21 protein-coding genes are annotated in these 22,231 nt (G+C 60.9%); 9 read left to right on the forward strand and 12 right to left on the reverse strand.

The window, feature by feature from the left end; genetic code table 11:
* The first annotated feature begins 27 nt into the window (after positions 1–27).
* Positions 28–660 (forward strand): homoserine/homoserine lactone efflux protein, encoded by a 633-nt coding sequence (gene rhtB / locus AB1J88_RS21855; RefSeq protein ID WP_430291955.1) that lies wholly within the window; start codon positions 28–30, stop codon positions 658–660.
* Positions 661–859: 199 nt separating this feature from the next.
* Here the strand turns inward: rhtB and AB1J88_RS21860 are convergent, their stop codons facing one another.
* From AB1J88_RS21860 to AB1J88_RS21880, 5 genes are all read right to left on the reverse strand, one after another.
* The gene (locus tag AB1J88_RS21860; RefSeq protein ID WP_121182580.1) at positions 860–1,603 is read right to left on the reverse strand and encodes a penicillin-binding protein activator LpoB; all 744 of its coding nucleotides are present in this window, start codon (positions 1,601–1,603) and stop codon (positions 860–862) included.
* 3 nt (positions 1,604–1,606) lie between these two features.
* Positions 1,607–2,194 (reverse strand): penicillin-binding protein activator LpoB, encoded by a 588-nt coding sequence (gene lpoB / locus AB1J88_RS21865; protein ID WP_003229365.1) that lies wholly within the window; start codon positions 2,192–2,194, stop codon positions 1,607–1,609.
* A gap of 36 nt (positions 2,195–2,230) precedes the next feature.
* Complete coding sequence (locus AB1J88_RS21870) at positions 2,231–2,605, reverse strand: YcfL family protein (RefSeq protein WP_047297242.1); 375 nt, start codon at positions 2,603–2,605, stop codon at positions 2,231–2,233.
* Positions 2,606–2,620: 15 nt separating this feature from the next.
* Positions 2,621–4,015, reverse strand: coding sequence for a COG3014 family protein (locus AB1J88_RS21875; protein ID WP_430291956.1), 1,395 nt, complete (start codon positions 4,013–4,015; stop codon positions 2,621–2,623).
* A gap of 214 nt (positions 4,016–4,229) precedes the next feature.
* Positions 4,230–5,621, reverse strand: a complete 1,392-nt coding sequence (locus tag AB1J88_RS21880; RefSeq protein ID WP_430291957.1) for a COG3014 family protein — start codon at positions 5,619–5,621, stop codon at positions 4,230–4,232.
* A gap of 190 nt (positions 5,622–5,811) precedes the next feature.
* On the opposite strand from AB1J88_RS21880, the gene AB1J88_RS21885 reads away from it, so the two are divergent.
* Both AB1J88_RS21885 and AB1J88_RS21890 read left to right on the forward strand, forming a co-directional pair.
* Entirely contained in the window at positions 5,812–7,707 is a 1,896-nt protein-coding gene (locus AB1J88_RS21885) for an FTR1 family protein (RefSeq protein WP_430291958.1), read from the forward strand.
* Positions 7,708–7,815: 108 nt separating this feature from the next.
* Positions 7,816–8,271, forward strand: a complete 456-nt coding sequence (locus AB1J88_RS21890) for a YaiI/YqxD family protein (RefSeq protein WP_047297238.1) — start codon at positions 7,816–7,818, stop codon at positions 8,269–8,271.
* A 65-nt stretch (positions 8,272–8,336) separates the two neighbouring features.
* Here AB1J88_RS21890 and elbB read toward each other — a convergent pair whose 3' ends face one another.
* Positions 8,337–9,005: an isoprenoid biosynthesis glyoxalase ElbB gene (gene elbB, locus AB1J88_RS21895; RefSeq protein WP_430291959.1), complete on the reverse strand. Its 669-nt coding sequence runs from the start codon at positions 9,003–9,005 to the stop codon at positions 8,337–8,339.
* A gap of 114 nt (positions 9,006–9,119) precedes the next feature.
* Here elbB and AB1J88_RS21900 point away from each other — a divergent pair, with 114 nt between their 5' ends.
* Positions 9,120–10,355, forward strand: a complete 1,236-nt coding sequence (locus AB1J88_RS21900; protein ID WP_430291960.1) for a sterol desaturase family protein — start codon at positions 9,120–9,122, stop codon at positions 10,353–10,355.
* Here AB1J88_RS21900 and AB1J88_RS21905 read toward each other — a convergent pair.
* On the reverse strand, positions 10,336–10,986 hold the full coding sequence (locus tag AB1J88_RS21905; RefSeq protein WP_198758792.1) for a DedA family protein: 651 nt from the start codon (positions 10,984–10,986) through the stop codon (positions 10,336–10,338). The two genes, AB1J88_RS21900 and AB1J88_RS21905, sit on opposite strands and share 20 nt — an antisense overlap.
* Before the next feature lie 207 nt (positions 10,987–11,193).
* Here AB1J88_RS21905 and hemB point away from each other — a divergent pair, with 207 nt between their 5' ends.
* A complete protein-coding gene (gene hemB, locus AB1J88_RS21910; protein WP_041072033.1) occupies positions 11,194–12,207 on the forward strand; it encodes a porphobilinogen synthase in 1,014 nt (337 codons plus the stop codon).
* A gap of 18 nt (positions 12,208–12,225) precedes the next feature.
* Positions 12,226–14,451 (forward strand): polyphosphate kinase 1, encoded by a 2,226-nt coding sequence (gene ppk1, locus AB1J88_RS21915; protein ID WP_041072035.1) that lies wholly within the window; start codon positions 12,226–12,228, stop codon positions 14,449–14,451.
* A 164-nt stretch (positions 14,452–14,615) separates the two neighbouring features.
* Here ppk1 and ppx read toward each other — a convergent pair whose 3' ends face one another.
* From ppx to AB1J88_RS21940, 5 genes are all read right to left on the reverse strand, one after another.
* Positions 14,616–16,118 carry an exopolyphosphatase gene (gene ppx, locus AB1J88_RS21920; protein WP_430291961.1) on the reverse strand — a complete coding sequence of 501 codons (1,503 nt, stop codon included), beginning with the start codon at positions 16,116–16,118 and terminating at the stop codon, positions 14,616–14,618.
* Positions 16,119–16,353: 235 nt separating this feature from the next.
* The gene (locus AB1J88_RS21925; RefSeq protein ID WP_430291962.1) at positions 16,354–17,091 is read right to left on the reverse strand and encodes an amino acid ABC transporter ATP-binding protein; all 738 of its coding nucleotides are present in this window, start codon (positions 17,089–17,091) and stop codon (positions 16,354–16,356) included.
* On the reverse strand, positions 17,078–17,728 hold the full coding sequence (locus tag AB1J88_RS21930; protein ID WP_095137639.1) for an amino acid ABC transporter permease: 651 nt from the start codon (positions 17,726–17,728) through the stop codon (positions 17,078–17,080). The genes AB1J88_RS21925 and AB1J88_RS21930 overlap by 14 nt, the downstream gene beginning before the upstream one ends.
* Positions 17,725–18,393: an amino acid ABC transporter permease gene (locus AB1J88_RS21935; protein WP_027610474.1), complete on the reverse strand. Its 669-nt coding sequence runs from the start codon at positions 18,391–18,393 to the stop codon at positions 17,725–17,727. Before AB1J88_RS21935 ends, AB1J88_RS21930 begins: the two co-directional genes overlap by 4 nt.
* Positions 18,394–18,415: 22 nt before the next feature.
* A complete protein-coding gene (locus tag AB1J88_RS21940) occupies positions 18,416–19,201 on the reverse strand; it encodes a transporter substrate-binding domain-containing protein (protein WP_096796124.1) in 786 nt (261 codons plus the stop codon).
* 256 nt (positions 19,202–19,457) lie between these two features.
* Between AB1J88_RS21940 and AB1J88_RS21945 the strand changes: the two genes are divergently transcribed.
* The 3 genes from AB1J88_RS21945 to rho all read left to right on the forward strand — a co-directional run bounded on the left by AB1J88_RS21945 (position 19,458) and on the right by rho (position 22,123).
* On the forward strand, positions 19,458–20,165 hold the full coding sequence (locus AB1J88_RS21945) for a FadR/GntR family transcriptional regulator (protein WP_430291963.1): 708 nt from the start codon (positions 19,458–19,460) through the stop codon (positions 20,163–20,165).
* A 120-nt stretch (positions 20,166–20,285) separates the two neighbouring features.
* Positions 20,286–20,615 carry a thioredoxin TrxA gene (trxA, locus tag AB1J88_RS21950; RefSeq protein ID WP_003206727.1) on the forward strand — a complete coding sequence of 110 codons (330 nt, stop codon included), beginning with the start codon at positions 20,286–20,288 and terminating at the stop codon, positions 20,613–20,615.
* Positions 20,616–20,863: 248 nt separating this feature from the next.
* Complete coding sequence (rho, locus tag AB1J88_RS21955) at positions 20,864–22,123, forward strand: transcription termination factor Rho (RefSeq protein WP_003229334.1); 1,260 nt, start codon at positions 20,864–20,866, stop codon at positions 22,121–22,123.
* Positions 22,124–22,231: the final 108 nt, after the last annotated feature.

Here is a 22,231-nt window from a genome sequence, read left to right on the forward strand (position 1 = left end):
TGTCACGATTCAGAGTCGAGGTGTGCGATGGAGCTTCAAACATGGCTGGCATTCTTTGCCGCCTGCTGGGTGATCAGTCTGTCCCCGGGTGCTGGCGCCATTGCGTCGATGTCCAGCGGCCTGCAATACGGTTTCTGGCGCGGTTACTGGAACGCATTGGGCCTGCAAGTCGGCCTGGCGGTACAGATTGCGATTGTCGGTGCTGGGGTCGGCGCGATCCTCACTGCTTCGGCCACCGCGTTCTATGCGATCAAATGGTTCGGTGTGGCCTATCTGGTCTATCTGGCGGTCAAGCAATGGCGTGCGCTGCCCATGGACATGAGCGATGACGCGGCAGTCCGGCCGATCGGCAAACCGCTGGCGTTGGTGTTTCGCGGCTTCCTGGTCAACATCAGTAACCCCAAGGCGCTGGTGTTCATGCTGGCGGTGCTGCCGCAGTTCATCAATCCCCACGCACCGCTGCTAATGCAGTACCTGGTGATCGGCGTGACCATGATCTGCGTGGATCTGGTTGTCATGGCTGGCTACACGGGTTTGGCGTCCAAGGTGCTACGCCTGTTGCGCACGCCGAAGCAGCAGAAACGCATGAACCGCACGTTTGCCGGGCTGTTCATTGGCGCCGCTGCGTTCATGGCGACGTTGCGTAAAGCGGTGGTGTAAAACCCGCAGGCAGAAAAAAGGCGACCTCTTGGGGTCGCCTTTTTATTCCTACTGATTTCTCCAGTGAACTCCGTTGTAGCGAGGGGATTCATCCCCGATGGGGCGCGAAGCGGCCCCGCTCTTGACCTGACAAGAAGGGGCCTGCTGCGCAGTCCATCGGGGATGAATCCCCTCACCACAGAGTTATTCACTCAGCCGACTAGTGCAAAATCACCGGCGCGGTATCACGCGGCAGATTGTTGCGCTGCTGTGCCTCGCGCGGCTGCTCGTAACCGCCGCCACCGAGCTGCATGCTCAGTTGCCCGGCGACGTCTTCGCCCAGGGCTTTCGACACTTCACGCACCACCCGCGGGCGGTTCAGCGAGATCTTGATGTCGCGGCCGTTCACCAGTTTGGTGTCCTGCGCTTCACCCATCGCCGTGAAGGCCGAGGTGATCTCGTAGGTCTTGGTGTTGATCAGGCTGAAATCCGCCACCAGCGTCAGACCCAGCACCGCCGAATAGCTGTCGGTGTGCGCCAGCTCGTTCATGTCCTGGGTGAAGTCGATGTCGGATACGGTGCCGAACAGCACGTAGTCGGCGCCTTTGAAGCTGCCGGCCTTGATGCGCTTGATCACGTCGTAGACGTCACCCTTGGACGATGCGGTGTACGGCGTGCCCTGCACCAGCTGGAACATCCCGGTGCGCAGGATCTCGCCCTTGATGTCGCCGGTGAATTTACGCAGTTCACCCTGTTCGATGTAGCTGGTGGTCGCTTCCAGCTCGTTGTAGTTCGACGAACCACTGGAGCTGTAGTAACCCTCGCGGTAATTGCTCTGCGCCGAAACGATGTGGATGTACTGCTCCACACGTTCCTGATACGCCAGATCCGTTACCGCGACTTTCGGGGCCGCTTGCACGCTGAACGCGCAAGCCAGGGCCATCATGCCAATCCATGCGCGCATTGCTTAACGCTCCGTGGTTTTGCGAATCTCTTTTTCGTCCATCCACTCGGCCAGACCGCTTTCGACGTCGATCAGTTGCAGGCTGAATTTGTAGAAGACGTCCTTGTAGTCGCTGCTGCGCTTGACGATCGAGCTGATCGAGCCTTCCAGACGGTATTTGGCGGCGATCATGTTGCCGGTCTTGGCCACGGTGCTCTTCTTGTACAGGCCGCTCTGGTTTTGCAGCTTGAGCTGATCGACCTGGCTCTGCATCGCGGTGTTGTCGCTGGCGAAGCGGGCGGTGCCGGATTTCATCAGCTGAGTCTTGATGCTGGTGGTGATTTCGCGGGTATCGATGTACTCGCTGGTCTTGTTTTTCACGTCGTAGACCTGCACCACCGGGCGGCCCTGCAGAATGCCGGACTGGGCCAGGGAGCGGGTCATCGATTCGGCGATCATCTGCAGGTCGGTCGAACCGAATTCGTTGGTCACGGTTTCAACCGCTTTGGTGTCGCCGTAGCTGATGTTCTTGCTACCCAGGGTCGGCGAGGTGTTGGCGCAACCGGAGGCCAGCAGGGCGAGGACAGCGATCAGGGAAAAGCGTGCAAACATGGGAATGCTCTCTAATACAGGAATAGGTTGGCGGGCTTAAGGCGTCTTGAGTTCGAGACGGAAGTCCACGGCTTTCGGGGTCGGGGCGATGCCTTGGATGAAGCTGGTCTGAGCGCCGTACATCATCTGGCTTTTCCAGACTTCTTCCTCGGCGATCGGGAAACCTTCCGCACCGAGCCAGGCGAAGCGGTAGTAGAACGTCTTGTTGCTGTTGAGGGTGTTGGTCAACTGCACATTGACGGTCATGAAGCCGTTCTCGCGGGCGACGCGCATGGCGCCGACCGCGATGTGTTTCTGCGGGCCCATGGCCACGACCTTGCTCGCGGCGCTACCCGGCTCCGGCGGTGGCGGGGTGGCGCAGCCGCTGGCCAGGACGGCGAGGGCGGCAACGGCGATGAGTTTCAAGCGCATGCAAAGACTCCGTTCTTAAGGTTGTTTGAGGCTGGCGACGTTGGTCGCGCCGGCGCTCGGGATGACATGGGCGGCGACGCCGCCGGCAAATACCTGATTGCCCACGGCGCGCAGGCTGATCACTTGATAACGCTGATCGACGGTGACCTTGACCAGCGAACCGCCGACGGCGCTCGGCAGGCTGACTTGGTGCTCGCCTTTCTTCAAGCGCAGACGCACCACTTGGGTGTTGTCCGGCAGGGTACGCCACGTACGGGTATCGGCACCTTCCAGCACAGCTGAAGAAATACCCACGGCCAGACCGGCCAGCGGGTTGGTTTCGTTGATCTTCTTCTGCGCCACGCCTTTGGTGATTGCGCGCACGGTGGTGCGCACGATGATCCCCGGCATGTCATCGCGCAGGGCACGGCGGGACATGGCGGTGGTGCTGTTGAGGGCCGTCAGGTTGACTTGCTGGCCATCGACACCGATCTGCGCGAACGGTGCGGTGGAGGTGTCCGGCTTGATGATCGGGAACGACAGTGGAGTGATCACCACATTGTTGGAGATCGGCAATGGCAGCGGCACGCGGATCGAATCGCGCGAAGGTGCCAGACCGCTTTGCACCACGATCAGGATGTCGCTGTCGTCGGACTTGCTCGGCTTGTCGAGGTTGACCAGCGCCTGCTCCAGCAGCGGGGTGTTCGGGCGCAGTTCGGCCGCCTTGCGGTAGCCCGGTGCAGCCAGGTCTTTCTCGCCCAGGGCTTCGTAGACGAAACCGGCCAGGTAATGGCTGAACGCACTCTGGTAGCTGTTTTTCAGGCTGACCACTTCCGGCGCGTCGAGGCTGGCGACCGGGTAGCCTTGCAGATCCTTGTACTGAGTCTTGATCCCTTCTTTTTCGGCCTCTTCCTCACTCTTGAGGTATTCCTTGTCGCGCAGGTCGGCGATCACCGCTTCACGTTCGTGGGTTTTCTTGATCGCGGTGCGGGCGCCATCGAAGTCGTTGACGGCCAGCAGGTTGAGGGCCATCTGGGTGGTCAGCATGACTTTCTCGTAGTCGTAACCTTCGTAGCGACGGACCTTGTCGTTGACGATGAAGCTGCCGAACTGGGCCAGGTATTTGCCGGAGTCGAGCTTGACCGAATCCTCCCACTGACCGACCACCTGGTCGGCGCTGGTCCAGGCGTTCTGGCTGCCGGACAGGTCACCCTTGGCGCGCAGCAACTCACCTTTCTCGAAGTAATAGAGCAGATCTTTGTCGGGGCCGGTGTTGTTCTTTTCCAGCAGGCTCAGCGCGGCGTCGACGTTGCCGGTGGCCAGTTGCTGGTTGGTCTGGGCCAGTTCCGAATCGTAGTTGCGAAACGCCGAACAGCCGGACAGCAGAGTGACAGCGCTGAGCGCGATCAAGGTGGGAGTGCGCAATGCCATGGGGGTACTTCTTCCCTGAGCTAGTAACTGCATCAGCCGCCGGTGCTGGTCGGGCTGGTGTGACCCATCGACAGTGGCGCTGGCCTCCTGCCAATTCCTCATAACCAGAGGAGCTTTTATGCCGCGTCGCTATAGCGAGGGCGCGGCATTATAAGCGGGCGATGGTGGCCATGTAATAGCTTTTTAATCGCACTTGTTAGTTTGGTGCCATTACTTATTTCAGGCTGGATACTCGATTTTCCAGCGAGGTGCGGGACTGAAAAGCGCTGCCGTTGGCGTAAATCTGTCCACCGAGCACGCGCAGGCCGATCATCTGCCGGTGCTGGTCGATACGGATCTTCAGCGGCGCCGTGGTATTCGACAGGCTGATCAGATGCTCGCCCTTTTTCAGGCGCAGGCGCACAACCTGCGTCAGGTCAGGCAGGGTGCGCCAGGTGCGGGTGTCAGCGTGTTCGAAATTGTCCCAGTGAGTCACGTAGGACGCCTTGCTCGGGTTGCGTCGATTGTCCGTGCCTTGAACATCTGCGGCGAGGAATGCCCGATAGGTCGTGCGCTGGATAATCCCGGGCATGTCGTCACGCAGCGTGCGCAAGGACATTTCGGTGATGCTGTTAACCGCGATCAGTTTCTTCTGGCGACCATCGATACTCACCTGACTGACCGGCGGGGTTGAGGTGTCCGGCACCATCACCGGAAACGAAATGTTGGCGACGATGACTTGCCCGTCTGCCAGCTTCACCGGGTACGGCACGCGTACTGAACTGCGGGCAGGTGCCAGCCCGCTTTGCACAATGATCAGCACGTCGCTTTCATCGGCCTTGAGTCCGGGGCTGTCGAGGTCGCGCAGTGCCTGTTGAAAAAAGGCTACGTCCGGGCGCAGTTCAATGGCCTGACGATATCCGGGCGCGGCAAGATCCTTTTCACCCAGCGCTTCATAAGTGAAGCCCGCGAGATAGTGACTGAATGCACTTTGGTAACCGTTTTTCAGGGCAATCACCGCAGGCGATTCGAGCATTACCACCGGGTAGCCCTGCAGATCCCTGTAATGCACACGTGCGCCCTGGGCCTTGGCTGCTTCCTCGATTTTTTCGTATTCCAGCTCCCGTTGCCGAGCGATCAGCGCTTCGCGCTCGTGGGTTTTCTTGATGTCGGCGCGAGCGCCATCGAAGTCATTTAGCGCCAACTGATTGAGGGCCATTTGCGTGGTCAGCATGACCTTTTCATAGTCGTAGCCATCGTAGCGGCGCAGCTTGTCGTTGATGATGCTGCCCCAGTGATCGCCCATTGCTGCAAGCAACTTGTCACCAGTGGTCTGGATTGTGTCCTGGCGTTCGATAATCATCTGTTCGGCGCTGCGCCAGGTGGTCTGGCTTTGCGCAAAATCGCCGCCGGCACTCAGTACGGCGCCTTTTTCGAAGTAGTAGAGCAGGTCTTTTTCCGGGTCCGGATTGTTCGCTTCGATCACCGACAGGGCACCTTCGATGTTGCCGTTTTTGAGCGGGGCGGTGGTCTGTTGCAGCTCCAGATCGTAATTGCGATACGCACCGCAACCGTTCAGTTGCACAACGGTGGCGATCAACAGGGGTAGCAGCATGTTATGGCGCATGAAGAGGGTTCGTCCTTGAGCGGCAAATGCAATGAGGTGGCGCAGTATAGAGTGCGGTAGTGGCTAAGTGATTCGTCCGTTTTCGCAGGTTCATGGCACCCGTCCCAGGTGGCGTACGTCGACAACGCTTGAGTGAAAAGCGTTCGAAGTGAACAATATGTAACTTCGCATTTCCATTTGAGACTCATTCATGACTGCCGCGTCCCGATTTCTGGCCTGGCTGGTGTTCCCGTTGTGCGCCCTGAGCAGCTTCAACCTGCTGGCCGACACGGTGGAAGGCGCCCCGCAAGCGCTGCACCTGCTCGATTACATCAGCGCCGACTACCCGCCGACGGTCGAAGCGGGCAAAGTTGTCGATGACGGCGAATACCGCGAGCAGCTGGAATTCACCCAAGTGCTGCAAGGGCTGATCGGCGGTCTGCCGGCCAAACCGGAGAAGGCTGCGCTGGAGCAGGGCGTCGCGGCTCTGCATGCGGCTATCACGGCAAAGCAGGACGGTGCCGACGTCGCCCGTCAGGCCCGGCAACTGGGGGCGAAACTGGCGGTGGCGTATGAGGTCAGCCAGGCGCCGATCATCACGCCGGATCCGACCCGTGGCGCGCCGCTGTATGCGCAAAACTGCTCGGTTTGTCACGGTGCCAACGGAGCCGGTGACGGTCCGGCGGGCCTCGGCATGGCGCCGCCACCGGCCAACCTGCGCGATGCCGCGCGGATGGATCATCTGAGCCTGTACGCGATCTACAGCACCCTCGGCCAAGGTGTCGAAGGCACCGACATGCCGGCGTTCGCCGATCAACTGGACGACCGTCAGCGCTGGGATCTGGCGACCTACATCGCCGGCTTCAGTGCCGACCCGGCCGCCGCCAAGTCCGACAAGACCTTCAATATCGCTGATCTGGCACGCCAGACGCCGGCCGAAGTACAGGCCGCCGAAGGTGCGCCAGTCGCCGCGACCTTCCGTGCCCAGCGCGCGCAGCCACCGCAGGTCAAACGCGGCCCGGCGCAATTGCTCGACTACACCGCCGCGACGCTGGACAAAAGCCTGGCGGCATACCGCGCCGGTGATCGTGATCAGGCCTATGACCTGTCGGTGGCGGCGTATCTGGAAGGTTTCGAACTGGTCGAAAGTTCGCTGGATAACGTCGACGCCAACGTACGCAAGGACACCGAAAAATCGCTGATGGCCTACCGTCAGTCGTTGCAGGATGGTCTGCCGATGGCGCAGGCCGAAGAGCGCCTGGACGCGGCCAAGGGCAAGCTCAAAGCGTCTGCCGAACTGCTTGGCAGCGATGGCCTGAGCTGGTCGCTGAGCTACATCTCCGGTCTGCTGATTCTGCTGCGCGAAGGCCTCGAAGCGATTCTGGTGCTGGCGGCGATCCTTGCGTTCCTGCGCAATACCGGCCAGCAATCGGCGGTGCGCAGCGTCAATGTCGGCTGGGGCCTGGCGCTGCTCGCCGGTCTGGGTACCTGGGCGCTGGCGGCGTATGTGATCGACGTCAGCGGCTCGCAGCGTGAATTGCTCGAAGGCGCGACGGCGCTGTTCGCCAGCGTCATGGTGCTGTGGCTCGGCGTGTGGATGCACGACCGGCGGCACGCCGCGGCCTGGCAGGATTACATCAAGCAGAGTCTGGTGGGCGGCGGCGGGCGCTTTGGTTTTGCGATCCTCGCGTTCTTCTCGGTGTACCGCGAGCTGTTCGAAGTGATCCTGTTCTACGAAACCCTGTGGCTGCAGGCCGGCCCCGCCGGGCATGATGCGGTGCTGGCCGGTGGTGCGACGGCGCTGGTGCTGCTGATCGGTCTGGCCTGGGTGATCCTGCGTGGCTCGGCGAAACTGCCGCTGGCGCTGTTCTTCAGCATCAACGCCGGTCTGCTCTGCGCGTTGTCGGTGGTGTTCGCCGGGCATGGCGTGAAGGCGTTGCAGGAAGCCGGGATCTTCGGCACGCGGCCGGTGGCGTTCTTCGATTTCGACTGGCTGGGGATTCATGCCGACGCTTATTCGCTATCGGCGCAGGCCGTGGCGATTCTGGCGATTGTAGTGTTGTATGGGCGCAGCCGGATGGCCGAGAAGAAGCGGGTGATTGCTTAAGAGCATTCGCTGCGCTCACATTCGCGGGCAAGCCACGCTCCCACAGGTTTAGCGTTAACCTTGTGGGAGCGCGGCTTGCCCGCGATGCTTTTAGAAGAGGAAAAAATGATGCGCGTATGGATCGATGCCGACGCCTGCCCGCGGGCCGCCAAGGAGCTGGTGGTGAAGTTCGCCCTCAAGCGCCGGTTCGAAGTGGTGCTGGTGGCGGGGCAACCGCAGATCAAACCGGGGCTGGCCATCGTCAAGCTGATCGTGGTGCCCAGCGGCCCGGATGCGGCGGACGATTATCTGGTCGAGCACGCGGTGCCCGGAGAGCTGGTGATCTGCAGCGATATTCCGCTGGCCGATCGCCTGGTGAAGAAAGGTGTAGCGGCGCTTGACCCGCGCGGCAAGGAGTTCGACGCGCAGAACATGGGCGAGCGCCTGGCCGTACGCAACCTGTTTACCGACCTGCGTGAGCAGGGTCAGATCAGCGGCGGCCCGGCGCCGTTCGGCGAGCGTGAGAAACAGGCGTTTGCCAATGCGCTGGACCGGATTCTCACCCGCCTTGCACGTCAGTCCTGATTCAACCGTATTCCTGTGGTGAGGGGATAAATCCCCTCACCACAAAAACCTTCAGAAAGGTCGTGTCAGGCATCGTTCTCGTGGGTTAGTTCGAGCACCCGGTCGACCAGCTTGTTGATCCCCGAAGCCGCTTCACTGATGTTCTGCGCCAGCATGTAAGCCGGGGTCGTTACCAGTTTGCGAGCCTTGTCTTCGATGATGTCAGTCACCGCGCAGTCTTCGTGGCTGGCGCCCATCTTGTTCATTGCGGTGGCGGTATCGGCATCGTTGCCGATGGTGCAGGTTACGCCCGGGCCGTAGATTTTCGCCGCCAGTGCCGGCGAGATGCACATCAGGCCCACCGGTTTGCCCGCTTCGGCAAAGGCTTCAGCCAAGGCCAGCACCTCAGGCTGCACCGTGCAGCCGGCACCTTCGACGGCGAAGTTCGAGAGGTTCTTCGCGGCGCCAAAGCCGCCAGGCACGATCAGCGCGTCGAAGTCTTCGACGTCGGCCTCACGGATGTCCTTGATGTTGCCGCGGGCAATGCGCGCCGATTCCACCAGGACGTTGCGCGTTTCGGGCATTTCTTCACCGGTCAGGTGATTGATCACATGCAATTGCGCGATGTTCGGCGCGAAGCACTGCACCTGCGCGCCGCGTTGATCCAGGCGCAACAGGGTGATGACACTCTCGTGGATCTCGGCGCCGTCGTACACGCCGCTGCCGGACAGGATCACTGCAACTTTTTTGCTCATGGGTTTCTCTCCAGATTCATGGCGCTAAATGTCCACTAAATTGTCGTACGTTGCCATAGGGGAAAAGGGCGGCTAGACCTAGGATCTGTCCATAGAATCCGACCGGGGCGCGCCATGGACTTCATTCTGTATGCAGTGCCATTTTTCTTCGTGCTGATTGCCGCCGAACTGCTTGCCGATCGCTGGCGCGGGACCCGACACTATCGCCTCGCCGACTCGGTCAACAGCCTCAGCGCCGGGGTGTTGTCGACCACCACCGGCCTGCTGACCAAAGGCCTGGGGCTGGTGACCTATGCGTTTGCCCTGGAACACCTGGCGTTGCTCAGGTTGCCGGCAGACCGTCTCTGGGTCTGGGTGCTGGCCTTTGTCTTCTATGACTTCTGCTATTACTGGCTGCATCGCCTGGGCCACGAGCGCAACATTCTTTGGGCCGCGCATTCGGTGCATCACCAGAGCGAGGAATACAACCTCTCCACGGCGTTGCGCCAGACCAGTACCGGATTTGTGCTGGGCTGGATCTTCTACCTGCCGATGGCCGTGCTTGGCGTGCCGCTGCTGGTGTTCGTCAGCGTCGCGGCGATGAATCTGCTGTATCAGTTCTGGGTTCACACCCGGCACATTCCCAAGCTCGGCGGGTTCGAGTGGTTCTTCGTCACGCCATCCAATCATCGGGCCCACCATGCACAGAACGCTCTCTACATGGATCGCAACTACGGCGGGGTGTTCATTCTTTGGGATTGGTTGTTCGGTACGTTTCAGGAAGAGGACGACAACGAGCCGGTGGTTTTCGGTGTGACCACGCCGCTGGCGAGCTGGAATCCGCTGTGGGCCAATATGCAGTTCTATGTGCAGTTGTGGGACGACGCACGCCGTGCCGAGAGCAAGTGGGACAAGCTGCGGATCTGGTTCATGCGCACCGGCTGGCGTCCGGCGGATGTGGCGGCGAAGTACCCGCTGACCAAACCCGACTTGAGCCGCTTCCGCAAGTACGAGGTGCCGCTGGACAGCCGTCGCCAGTGGTATGTGGCGCTGCAGTTCTGCGTCTATATCGCGCTGGGCAGTGACCTGATGGGGCAGGCGCAACATCTGTCGACCGCCGCGCTGCTACTGGGGTGGGGTGTAGTGGCGTGGGGTTTGTTCGCGCTGGGGGTGATGCTGGAGAATCGCCCGTGGGCACTGAAGGTCGAGCTGCTGCGGCTGGGGTCGAATGTGCCGCTGGTGTGGCTGGCGCCGCTGCTCGGGCTATGGCCAGCCAGCCCGTTGGCCTGGGCTGGTCTGCTCGGTTACAGCCTGCTCAGTGGCATCGGGCTGTATTGCTGTCGCCAGCGTGTTATTCGGCTGGCGTCTTAGGCTCGGCGGGTTTGGTGTGTTCTGCCTGAAGCAGGCGCGCGGCTTTTGCGGCTTGTTCATCGGCGTAAACCTGCTTGGCCAGGCGCGCATTCTTGAAGCGGCGACGCAGCCACAGACCAACGCCAAGAATCAGCAGCGCGCCGAGCACCCACAACTCGTACTTCTTGATGCTGCCGAGCATGCCTTCGAGCACCGCGCCGAAGTGGTAGGCGGCGGCCGCCAGAGCGGTGGCCCAGATCGCTGCGCCGATGCCGTTCAGCAGCAGATAACGTCCTGGCGGATAACCCGACAGGCCGATCGCCACCGGCATCACCGTGCGCAGGCCGTAAACGAAGCGAAAGCTCAGGACCCAGATGTCCGGATGCTTGCGGATATGTTCCAGCGCCCGGTCGCCCATCATCTGCCAACGCGGCTTGCGCGCGAGCAATTTGCGCCCGTGCTTGCGCCCCAGGAAGTACCACAGCTGATCGCCGGCATAGCTGCCGAAGAACGCCACGACCACCACCAGGTTGATGTCCATGTATCCACGGAACGCGAGGAAGCCTGCGAGCACCAGAATGGTTTCGCCTTCGAAGAACGTGCCGAGAAACAGGGCAAAGTAGCCGAAGTCATGCAGAAATTGTTGGAGCATTGTCTGGGTGCTGGCGAAATGAACGCGCAGCCTAACCCTTCGGACACATTCAGGAAAGTGTCGAAATGTGTCTCGACGTGAACAATTCCTACGCTAACAATGGAATGCGGCTACATGTCACGGGGTACGCACAACTGTAATCTGTTCGTCATAATGGCCGTCTATAACTGTCACGCTCGCCCGTTTGCGCGGGCTCAGGAGTCTGCCGTGAGCTTTACCCCTGCCAACCGTTTGTTCCCCGCTACCCGTTTGCGCCGCAACCGTCGCGATGATTTTTCGCGTCGGCTGGTACGGGAAAACGTGCTGACGGTCGATGACCTGATCCTGCCGGTGTTCGTGCTTGACGGTGAGAACCGTCGCGAAGCCGTGGCCTCGATGCCCGGCGTCGAGCGCCTGACCATCGATCTGCTGCTTGAAGAAGCGGCGAAATGGGTCGAACTGGGCATTCCGGCGCTGGCGCTGTTCCCGGTTACGCCTGTCGAATTGAAATCCCTCGACGCCGCCGAAGCCTGGAACCCGCAGGGCATTGCCCAGCGCGCCACTCGTGCGTTGCGTGAGCGGTTTCCCGAACTGGGAGTGATCACTGACGTCGCCCTCGATCCGTTCACCACCCATGGGCAGGACGGCATTCTCGACGAAGAAGGCTACGTGCAGAACGACATCACCGTCGACGCACTGGTCAAGCAGGCGCTGTCCCACGCTGAAGCCGGCGCTCAGGTCGTGGCACCGTCAGACATGATGGACGGTCGGATCCAGGCGATCCGCGAAGCGCTGGAGATCGCCGGCCACGTCAATGTGCGGATCATGGCCTACTCGGCCAAGTACGCCAGCGCCTATTACGGGCCGTTCCGCGATGCCGTGGGTTCGGCAGCGAATCTGGGCAAGGCCAACAAAGCCTCGTATCAGATGGACCCGGCCAACAGCGATGAAGCGTTGCACGAAGTTGGCGCGGACTTGTCTGAAGGCGCGGACATGGTCATGGTCAAACCCGGCATGCCGTACCTGGACATTCTTTTCCGGGTAAAAGATGCCTTCAAAGTGCCGACCTTCGTCTATCAGGTTAGCGGCGAATACGCCATGCACATGGCGGCGATCCAGAATGGCTGGTTGAGCGAGGCGGTGATTCTCGAGTCACTGACCGCCTTTAAACGTGCCGGCGCTGATGGCATCCTGACTTACTTTGCTGTCCGCGCCGCTCAATTGTTACGAGAGCAGAAATAGCCCTCCCAGGAACATTCGATGAATACCGAAGGACTCACTGAAGTTGCAGTAAAAGAAGCTCAACCGGTGGTGGAGCAAATCACCGAAACCCCGCCGGAACTCGAACCTGCGCCGCCCGCGCCGGTCACCGAAGCCGTCGCGGCGGCGCCAGTGATTGCGATCCCGGGCCTGGATGACAGCAGCCTGTACATCCACCGAGAGCTTTCGCAACTGCAGTTCAACATCCGCGTGCTGGAGCAGGCGCTGGACGAGTCCTATCCGTTGCTGGAGCGGCTGAAGTTTCTGCTGATCTTCTCCAGCAACCTCGACGAGTTCTTCGAAATCCGCGTCGCCGGCCTGAAGAAGCAGATCACCTTCGCCCGGGAACAGGCCGGTGCCGACGGTCTGCAACCGCATCAGGCGCTGGCGCGGATCAGCGAGCTGGTGCACGGTCACGTTGATCGCCAGTACGCGATCCTCAACGACATCCTGCTGCCGGAGCTGGAAAAGCATCAGGTGCGCTTCATCCGTCGCCGTCACTGGACGACCAAGATCAAAACCTGGGTGCGCCGCTATTTCCGCGACGAGATCGCGCCGATCATCACCCCGATCGGCCTCGACCCGACGCATCCATTCCCGTTGCTGGTAAACAAGAGTCTGAACTTCATCGTCGAACTGGAAGGCATCGACGCCTTCGGTCGCGATTCCGGTCTGGCGATCATTCCGGCACCGCGCCTGCTGCCTCGGATCATCAAGGTTCCGGAAGAAGTCGGCGGCCCGGGCGACAACTATGTGTTCCTGTCGTCGATGATCCACGCCCACGCCGATGACCTGTTCCAGGGCATGAAGGTCAAGGGCTGCTACCAGTTCCGCCTGACCCGAAACGCTGACCTGGCGCTCGACTCCGAAGACGTCGAAGACCTTGCGCGCGCCCTGCGTGGCGAGCTGTTCTCGCGGCGCTACGGTGATGCGGTGCGTCTGGAAGTCGCCGACACCTGCCCGAAACACCTCTCGGACTACCTGCTCAAGCAGTTCAACCTGAGCGAAACCGAGCTGTATCAGGTCAACGGCCCGGTCAACCTGACCCGTCTGTTCAGCATCACCGGTCTGGACAGCCACCCGGAGCTGCAATACACGCCGTTCACCCCGCAGATCCCGAAACTGCTGCAGAACAGCGAGAACATTTTCAGTGTCGTCAGCAAGCAGGACATCCTGTTGCTGCACCCGTTCGAGTCGTTTACCCCGGTGGTCGACCTGCTGCGCCAGGCGGCGAAAGACCCGCATGTATTGGCTGTGCGCCAGACCCTGTACCGCTCCGGCGCCAACTCGGAAATCGTCGATGCGCTGGTGGACGCCGCGCGCAACGGCAAGGAAGTGACCGCGGTCATCGAACTGCGCGCCCGCTTCGACGAAGAGTCCAACCTGCAACTGGCCAGCCGTCTGCAAGCGGCCGGTGCGGTGGTGATTTACGGCGTGGTCGGCTTCAAGACCCACGCCAAGATGATGCTGATCCTGCGTCGCGAGGCCGGCGAGATCGTGCGTTACGCGCACCTCGGCACCGGTAACTACCACGCCGGCAACGCCCGTCTGTACACCGACTACAGCCTGCTGACTTCCGACGACGCCCTGTGCGAAGACGTCGGCAAACTGTTCAGTCAGTTGATCGGCATGGGTAAAACCCTGCGTATGAAGAAGCTGTTGCATGCGCCGTTCACCCTGAAGAAGGGCATGCTCGACATGATTGCCCGGGAAACCCAGTTCGCCGTCGAAGGCAAACCGGCGCACATCATCGCCAAGTTCAACTCGCTCACCGATCCGAAGATCATCCGCGCGCTGTACAAGGCCAGCCAGTCCGGCGTGCGCATCGATCTGGTGGTGCGCGGGATGTGCTGCCTGCGTCCGGGCATTGCCGGGGTTTCGCACAATATCCATGTGCGCTCGATCATCGGTCGCTTCCTTGAACACACTCGAGTGTTCTACTTCCTCAACGGCGGCGAGGAGCAGATGTTCCTCTCCAGCGCCGACTGGATGGAGCGCAACCTCGACAAGCGCGTCGAGACTTGCTTCCCGGTGGAAGGCAAGAAGCTGCTGACTCGCGTCAAGAAAGAGCTGGAGCTGTACCTGACCGACAACACCCACAGCTGGAGCCTGCAGTCGGATGGTCGTTACATCCGCAACACGCCAACCGGTAACCAGAACCCGCGCAGTGCGCAGGCGACGTTGCTGGAACGCCTGGGCAGCCCGATTCTGCCGGTGAGCAGCTAAGCCTCGGTTTAAGGTGAAATAAAAAGGCGATCCCTCGGGATCGCCTTTTTTGTACGCCAAACACCGACCTGTGTAGGAGCTGCCGAAGGCTGCGATCTTTTGATGTTGATCTTAAAAAACAAGATCAAAAGATCGCAGCCTTCGGCAGCTCCTACAGGGGACTGTCAATGGACGGTTAGGACAATGCCCACCCGGGTCAGCCAGTCGGCCTCAAGGTCAAAGTCAGCCTGAGTCAGCTGATTCTCATCCAGCCAGTGCTCCGGGAATTCCACGTCGAGGGTGTTGCCCTTGGCGTGCAGCACCACTTGCGGCATCGCCTGGGTGCCACGGATGTGGTGGAACAGGATCGCGAAGCGCAGCAGCACGCACAGGCGGATCAGCTTGTCGCCGTCGTCACCGAACTCGGCGAACTTGTCCTTGGGAATGTTGCGGCGGTGGCCACGCACCAGCAGGGCGAGCATTTGCTGGTCTTCGCGGGAGAACCCGGCAAGGTCCGAGTGCTCGATCAAGTAGGCGCCGTGCTTGTGATAGTGGTAGTGCGCGATGTCGAGGCCGACTTCGTGGACTTTCGCCGCCCAGCCGAGCAGTTCGCGCCAGATGCCGTCATCCAGCTCCCAGTCTGCGGCGACCTGATCAAAGGCGTGCAGCGCTTTGCGTTCAACTCGCGCGGCTTGTTCCAGGTCGACGTGATAACGCTCCATCAACGAGGTCAGGGTGCGTTCGCGCACGTCTTCGTGGTGATGGCGGCCAAGCAGGTCGTAGAGCACGCCTTCACGCAGTGCGCCTTCGCAGTGATCCATGCGTTGCAGTTCGAGGGCGTCGAAGATCGCCTCGAGAATTGCCAGACCCGCGGGGAAGATCGCCCGGCGGTCAGGTTTGATGCCTTCGAAATCGATCTTGTCGACGTCACCCAGTTTGAACAGGCGACGCTTGAGCCAGGCCAGGCCTTCGGCATTCACTTCGCCGGTGCCATGCCCGCCGGCCTTCAGCGCCAGGCCGATGGCGCGGATGGTGCCCGAGGAGCCGATGGCTTCATCCCACGTCAGGCGGTGCAGGGCGTGTTCGATGCTCATGATCTCCAGCCGCGCCGCCGTGTACGCCTGGGCGTAACGAGCCGGGGTGATCTTACCGTCCTTGAAGTAGCGCTGGGTGAAGCTGACGCAGCCCATTTGCAGGCTTTCGCGCAGCAGCGGTTCAAACCGCTGCCCGATGATGAATTCGGTACTGCCGCCGCCGATGTCGGCCACCAGACGCTTGCCCGGGGTGTCGGCGAGGGTGTGTGACACGCCCAGATAAATCAGCCGCGCTTCTTCACGGCCGGAGATGACTTCCACCGGATGACCGAGGATTTCTTCGGCGCGGTGGATGAATTCCAGACGATTGCGCGCTTCGCGCAGGGCGTTGGTGCCGACGATTCGCACGGCGCCCAGCGGCATGCCGTTGATCAGTTGGGCAAAACGCTTGAGGCAATCGAGCCCGCGCTGCATCGATTCTTCGTTGAGATGGCGCTCATCGTCGATACCGGCGGCAAGCTGCACTTTCTCTCCGAGGCGCTCCAGAATGCGGATTTCACCGTTCTGGGCCTTGGCCACGACCATGTGGAAGCTGTTGGAGCCCAGGTCGATTGCGGCGATCAGGGACAGATTCTTGGCTTTGGATTGCGGCATGGTCAGGGGGTCTCGGTCGATAACCCCGCCATCGTGCCACGATCAAACGCTGGCGCCAACGCGCATGGTTCAAACCGTTGATCCTGCGCATAAAAGCTTGAGACCGCGGCGCGGCCATTCGCGAGCTAGCTCGCTCCCACAGGTTTTTGTGTCGAACACACAATCATGTTCCGCAGCAGAACCCTGTGGGAGCGGGCTTGCCCGCGAAGGGGCCGCTAAAGTCCCGGAATAACCTTCAGGCTGTCGCTTCAACGGTACCAATGAAGTTCGCCAGCTCCGCTGTCTGCGGATTGGCAAACAACACCTTCGGATCCCCTACCTCATGCACCTTGCCATGGTGCATGAACACCAGTTTGTCGCCGACTTCCCGGGCGAAACGCATTTCGTGGGTGACCATGATCAGCGTCATGCCTTCTTTCGCCAGTTGGCGCACCACGGCCAGCACTTCATTGACCAGTTCCGGGTCCAGCGCCGAGGTGATCTCGTCGCACAGCAGCACTTTCGGCGACATCGCCAAGGCCCGGGCAATTGCCACGCGCTGTTGCTGCCCGCCAGACAACCGATCCGGGAAGGCGTCGAACTTCTCCCCCAGGCCGACGCGTTCGAGCATCTTGCGCGCCAGTTCGGCCGCCCTGGCCTTCGGTACTTTCTGCACCACTTGCGGCGCGAGCATCACGTTTTCGCCGACGGTCAGATGCGGGAACAGGTTGAACTGCTGGAACACCATGCCGACTTTCTGCCGCAGGCTGCGCAGGTCGGCGCGGGCGGCGTCGAGGTATTCGCCGTCGACTTCGATCACTCCGTCGTTGATTGACTCCAGGCCATTGAGGGTGCGCAGCAGGGTCGATTTGCCCGAGCCGCTGCGGCCGATGATCGCCACCACCTGGCCTTCCTCGACGCTCAGGTCGATGCCTTTGAGCACGTGGTGATCGCCGTAGTATTTATGCAGGGCGGAAATTCTAAGCAGAGGCATGCAGTCTCCTTTCCAGGTAGCGCGCACTGAGCGACAAGGGGTAGCAGAGCAGGAAGTAGCCGAGGGCAACGAGGCCGTAGACCATGAACGGTTCGAAGGTGGCGTTGGCGAGCATGCCGCCGGTCTTGGTCAGCTCGGTGAAACCGATGATCGAGGTCACCGCCGTGCCCTTGACCACCTGCACCGAGAAGCCCACGGTCGGCGCCACCGCGATGCGCAGCGCCTGCGGCAGGATCACGTAGCGCAACTGCTCCAGCGGATTCAGCGCCAGGCTCGACGAGGCTTCCCACTGGCCATTGGGGATCGCTTCGACGCAACCGCGCCAGATCTCCGCCAGATAGGCGCTGGTGAACAATGTCAGGGCAATCGCCGCCGCCATCCACGGCGAGATCTCGATTCCGGCCAGCGCCACGCCGAAGAACACCAGAAACAGCTGCATCAGCAGCGGTGTGCCCTGGAACAGCTCGATCCAGGTGCGGGCGATATTGCTCGGCAACGGGTTTTTCGAGATGCGCATGATCAGAATCAGCAGCCCGACGATCCCGCCGCCAATGAACGCCACCAGCGACAACGCCAGCGTCCATTGCAGGCCGGTGAGCAGGTTGCGCAGGATGTCCCAGAAGGTGAAGTCGCTCATTGGCTGCTCCTCGCGATATAGCGGCGGCCGATCCAGTTCAGCAACTGGCGGATCAGCAGCGCCATGCACAGGTAAATCAGTGTGGTCAGCGCATAGGTTTCAAAGGCGCGGAAGTTGCGCGACTGAATGAAGTTGGCGGCGAAGCTCAGCTCCTCGGTGGCGATCTGCGAACACACCGCCGAACCGAGCATGACGATGATGATCTGGCTGCTCAGGGCCGGCCAGACCTTGCCCAGCGCCGGCAGCAGGACCACATGGCGGAACGCTTCGAAACGGCTCATCGCCAGTGCGGCAGCGGCTTCCAGTTGTCCGCGCGGAATCGCCTGGATGCCGGCGCGGATGATCTCGGTCGAATACGCGCCGAGGTTGATCACCATCGCCAGCACCGCCGCCTGCCACTCGGAAATCTGCACCCCGAGCGAGGGCAGGCCGAAGAAGATGAAGAACAGTTGCACCAGAAATGGCGTGTTGCGGATCAACTCGACGTAGACGCCGAAGAGTGCCGAGAACGGGCGGATGTTCCACGCCCGCACCAGTGCGCCGACGATGCCCACGCCGACCCCGAACAGCGCGCCAATCGCCGTCAGCTCCAGGGTGAACAGCGCGCCGCGCAGCAGCAGGTCGGTGTTTTGCACCACCGGCATGAAATCGAACTGATAAGCCATCGATTGTCTCCCGCGCGACCGATCAGAGGTCGGCCGGCAGCGGCTCTTTGAGCCAGGTCTGCGAGTTTTTCTCCAGCGCGCCGTCGGCCTTGGCGGTGGCGAGAATCTCGTTGACCTTGCCCAGCAGCGCGGGCTCGTTCTTGTTCACGCCGACGTAGACCGGCGAATCCTTGAGCTTCACTTTCAGCGCCGGCACGCGTTTCGGGTTCTTCTCGCTGATCGCCACCATCACCACGTTGCCGCTGGCGATCAGATCGACTTGCCCTGCGAGGTAGGCTGCGATGGTCGAGTTATTGTCCTCGAAGCGCTTGATGGTCACGCCTTCGGGGGCGACCTTGGTCAGCTCGATGTCTTCGATCGCGCCACGGGTGACGCTGATGGTTTTGCCCTTGAGGTCGTCGAGCGTAGTGACGGCGGCATCAGGCGGGCCGAACACCGCGAGGTAGAAAGGCGCGTAGGCGTGGGAGAAGTCGATGACTTTCTCGCGCTCCGGGTTCTTGCCGAGGCTGGAGATCACCAGGTCGACCTTGCCGGTGGTGAGGAACGGGATGCGGTTGGTGCTGTTGACCGGGGTCAGTTCGAGTTTGACCTTAAGTTGATCAGCCAGCAGCTTCGCCGTGTCGATATCCAGGCCACGGGGTTTCATGTCCGGGCCGACCGAGCCGAATGGCGGGAAGTCCTGAGGCACGGCAACTTTCAGTGTGCCGCGTTTGACCACGTCTTCCAGGCCATCGGCGTGGGCGGGGATCTGGCTCAGCATCAGGCTGGAAAACAGAGCGGCGAGGAGGGCTCGGTAACGCAGGGTCATGGCAAATCTCCGGATCGACGGGAAGTGATTTCTGCGATCGGACAGAGCACGGGCCGTGCCAATACCCGGATTTATCCCCGGCAGGCCGCAGGTTTGCCGGGTTTGTTCGGTCTTACTGGTCTGAACAGTCAGGTTGTTTTTCGCACCCCGATAGCGCACCGGCAGTGGGCGCCGAACCCTGCTGGGGCACGACTTGCCGGATCCGGCGAATAGCTTTACAACTAGCCGCACCTTGGCCTGGCTCGTCTGAAAAACCATGAACTCGATCTCCCGCGCCGTACCCGAAGTGGCGCTGCAAGCCATACGCAAACTGATCACTGAGCAGGGTTTCGGTGCGGGCGATGCGTTGCCGTCGCAACGGGATCTGGCGGTGCAACTGGGGGTCAGTCGGGCGTCGTTGCGGGAGGCGTTGTCGTCGCTCAGTGCGCTGGGCGTGGTCAGCATCCAGCCGGGCAAAGGCGTGTTCGTGCAGGCACCGGTGGACATTGCGCAGGGTGACAATGCGCCGGGCTGGCCGTTCGCAGCGCAGGCCTCGCCGCTCGACATCTTTCAGTTGCGCTATGCGCTGGAGGGTTTTGCCGCCGGGCTGGCGGCGGTGACCTTAAGCACGTTTGACCTGGATGCGCTGGAGGACAACGTTGCGGCGATGCGCGAGCAATTGAAGGCTGGGGACTTCGAGGCTGCGGCGAAACTCGACTTCGAATTCCACCGGCGCATTCTGCTGGCCAGCGGCAATCAGGCGATGCTGAGCATCCTCACCGCCAGCGCCGAGATCTTTCTGGAAAGCCAGAAGCTACCGTTCATCCGCGCCGAGCGGGCGATGGAAACCTGGCAGGAGCACCGCAAGATCCTCCGCGCCCTCGCGCGCCGGGCCTCCGCCGCCGCCCAGAAGGCCATGCAAGAGCACGTGCGCAACGCGGCGCTGCGCACCGGGATCGCCTTCATCGCCCCCGCCGCCGCGTGACTTGGGCTATACCCAGACTCATGGGGTGCCATAGCAAGACTCAATCAACTGCGGCTTCCTGAACAAGGGAAGGGCGGATATGATGGGCCACGTTTTTTTGCTTACAACCTGGAGAATTCCATGAGCAGCGATCTGATCAAACACGTTAGCGACGCCAGCTTCGAAGCCGACGTACTCAAGGCCGAAGGCGCTGTACTGGTCGACTACTGGGCTGAATGGTGCGGCCCTTGCAAAATGATCGCTCCGGTTCTGGACGAGATTGCCGAGACCTACAAAGGCAAGCTGACCGTTGCCAAACTGAACATCGACGAAAACCAGGAAACCCCGGCCAAGCACGGCGTGCGTGGTATCCCGACGCTGATGCTGTTCAAGAACGGCAACGTTGAAGCGACCAAAGTCGGCGCCCTGTCGAAGTCGCAACTGGCTGCTTTCCTCGACGCCAACATCTAAGCGTCGCTGTAAATCGCCGAAAAAAAGCCTCGCAATTTGCGGGGCTTTTTGCGTATTCAGGGCTAGACGCTCCGAAACTCAGGTGGTACATTCGGCCCCGCACTGGTTTCTCCACTGCCCCCTGCTAGCCGTCGCCGACGCACTCCTTTTCGAACAAGTTCGCGATCCTGTCGCCTTCTCCGCGGCGCGGCCTCATTAAGCCAAAAGCTTAATTTCCCCCCCTCCATAAATGATTACGTCATTCCTATATGAATCTGACTGAACTCAAGCAAAAGCCGATTACCGAACTGCTCGAATTGGCCGAACAGATGGGCATAGAAAATATGGCCCGTTCGCGCAAGCAGGACGTGATTTTCTCCCTGCTGAAAAAGCACGCGAAAAGCGGCGAGGAAATCTCCGGTGATGGCGTGCTGGAGATTCTCCAGGACGGCTTCGGCTTCCTGCGCTCCGCTGACGCTTCCTACCTCGCCGGCCCGGACGATATCTACGTCTCGCCGAGCCAGATCCGTCGTTTCAACTTGCGCACCGGTGACACCATCGTTGGCAAGATCCGCCCTCCAAAGGAAGGCGAGCGTTACTTTGCCCTGCTCAAGGTCGACACGATCAACTTCGATCGTCCGGAGAACGCGAAGAACAAGATTCTCTTCGAGAACCTGACCCCGCTGTTCCCGACCGTGCGCATGAAGATGGAAGCCGGTAACGGTTCCACCGAAGACTTGACCGGTCGTGTGATCGACCTGTGCGCCCCGATCGGCAAAGGCCAGCGTGGTCTGATCGTTGCACCGCCGAAAGCCGGTAAGACGATCATGCTGCAGAACATCGCGGCGAACATCGCGCGTAACAACCCTGAAGTGCACCTGATCGTGCTGTTGATCGACGAACGTCCGGAAGAAGTGACCGAAATGCAGCGCACCGTGCGCGGCGAAGTGGTTGCCTCGACCTTCGACGAGCCGCCGACCCGTCACGTGCAGGTTGCCGAAATGGTGATCGAGAAGGCCAAGCGCCTGGTCGAACACAAGAAGGACGTGGTGATCCTGCTCGACTCCATCACCCGTCTGGCCCGTGCCTACAACACCGTGATCCCGAGCTCCGGCAAGGTGCTGACCGGTGGTGTCGATGCTCACGCCCTGGAGAAACCGAAGCGTTTCTTCGGTGCTGCGCGCAACATCGAAGAAGGCGGCTCGCTGACCATTATCGCCACCGCGCTGGTTGAAACCGGCTCGAAGATGGACGAAGTGATCTACGAAGAGTTCAAGGGTACCGGCAACATGGAGCTGCCTCTGGATCGCAAGATCGCCGAGAAGCGTGTGTTCCCGGCCATCAACATCAACCGCTCCGGCACCCGCCGCGAAGAGTTGTTGACTGCCGACGACGAACTGCAGCGCATGTGGATCCTGCGCAAGCTGCTGCACCCGATGGACGAAGTGGCGGCCATCGAGTTCCTGGTCGACAAGCTGAAAACGACCAAGACCAACGACGAGTTCTTCCTGTCGATGAAACGCAAGTAACATCGCCAGTTGAAGCGGAAAAAGGCGCCCTCGCGGGGGCGCCTTTTTTTTGCATGAAATTTGTCTCGGCAATGAGCGATTCCTGATCTGTTAAGGTCTGTGATCGGG

Origin of the sequence: Pseudomonas sp. S8 (genome assembly GCF_050473925.1) — a bacterium.
Taxonomy (GTDB): Bacteria; Pseudomonadota; Gammaproteobacteria; order Pseudomonadales; family Pseudomonadaceae; genus Aquipseudomonas; species Aquipseudomonas parakoreensis.

Coding starts and splice junctions, on each gene's coding strand:
- rhtB (WP_430291955.1), top strand. CDS start 28: ATGGAGCTTCAAACATGGCTGGCATTCTTTGCCGCCTGCTGGGTGATC.
- AB1J88_RS21860 (WP_121182580.1), bottom strand. CDS start 1,603: ATGCGCGCATGGATTGGCATGATGGCCCTGGCTTGCGCGTTCAGCGTG.
- lpoB (WP_003229365.1), bottom strand. CDS start 2,194: ATGTTTGCACGCTTTTCCCTGATCGCTGTCCTCGCCCTGCTGGCCTCC.
- AB1J88_RS21870 (WP_047297242.1), bottom strand. CDS start 2,605: ATGCGCTTGAAACTCATCGCCGTTGCCGCCCTCGCCGTCCTGGCCAGC.
- AB1J88_RS21875 (WP_430291956.1), bottom strand. CDS start 4,015: ATGGCATTGCGCACTCCCACCTTGATCGCGCTCAGCGCTGTCACTCTG.
- AB1J88_RS21880 (WP_430291957.1), bottom strand. CDS start 5,621: ATGCGCCATAACATGCTGCTACCCCTGTTGATCGCCACCGTTGTGCAA.
- AB1J88_RS21885 (WP_430291958.1), top strand. CDS start 5,812: ATGACTGCCGCGTCCCGATTTCTGGCCTGGCTGGTGTTCCCGTTGTGC.
- AB1J88_RS21890 (WP_047297238.1), top strand. CDS start 7,816: ATGCGCGTATGGATCGATGCCGACGCCTGCCCGCGGGCCGCCAAGGAG.
- elbB (WP_430291959.1), bottom strand. CDS start 9,005: ATGAGCAAAAAAGTTGCAGTGATCCTGTCCGGCAGCGGCGTGTACGAC.
- AB1J88_RS21900 (WP_430291960.1), top strand. CDS start 9,120: ATGGACTTCATTCTGTATGCAGTGCCATTTTTCTTCGTGCTGATTGCC.
- AB1J88_RS21905 (WP_198758792.1), bottom strand. CDS start 10,986: ATGCTCCAACAATTTCTGCATGACTTCGGCTACTTTGCCCTGTTTCTC.
- ppk1 (WP_041072035.1), top strand. CDS start 12,226: ATGAATACCGAAGGACTCACTGAAGTTGCAGTAAAAGAAGCTCAACCG.
- ppx (WP_430291961.1), bottom strand. CDS start 16,118: ATGCCGCAATCCAAAGCCAAGAATCTGTCCCTGATCGCCGCAATCGAC.
- AB1J88_RS21925 (WP_430291962.1), bottom strand. CDS start 17,091: ATGCCTCTGCTTAGAATTTCCGCCCTGCATAAATACTACGGCGATCAC.
- AB1J88_RS21930 (WP_095137639.1), bottom strand. CDS start 17,728: ATGAGCGACTTCACCTTCTGGGACATCCTGCGCAACCTGCTCACCGGC.
- AB1J88_RS21935 (WP_027610474.1), bottom strand. CDS start 18,393: ATGGCTTATCAGTTCGATTTCATGCCGGTGGTGCAAAACACCGACCTG.
- AB1J88_RS21940 (WP_096796124.1), bottom strand. CDS start 19,201: ATGACCCTGCGTTACCGAGCCCTCCTCGCCGCTCTGTTTTCCAGCCTG.
- AB1J88_RS21945 (WP_430291963.1), top strand. CDS start 19,458: ATGAACTCGATCTCCCGCGCCGTACCCGAAGTGGCGCTGCAAGCCATA.
- trxA (WP_003206727.1), top strand. CDS start 20,286: ATGAGCAGCGATCTGATCAAACACGTTAGCGACGCCAGCTTCGAAGCC.
- rho (WP_003229334.1), top strand. CDS start 20,864: ATGAATCTGACTGAACTCAAGCAAAAGCCGATTACCGAACTGCTCGAA.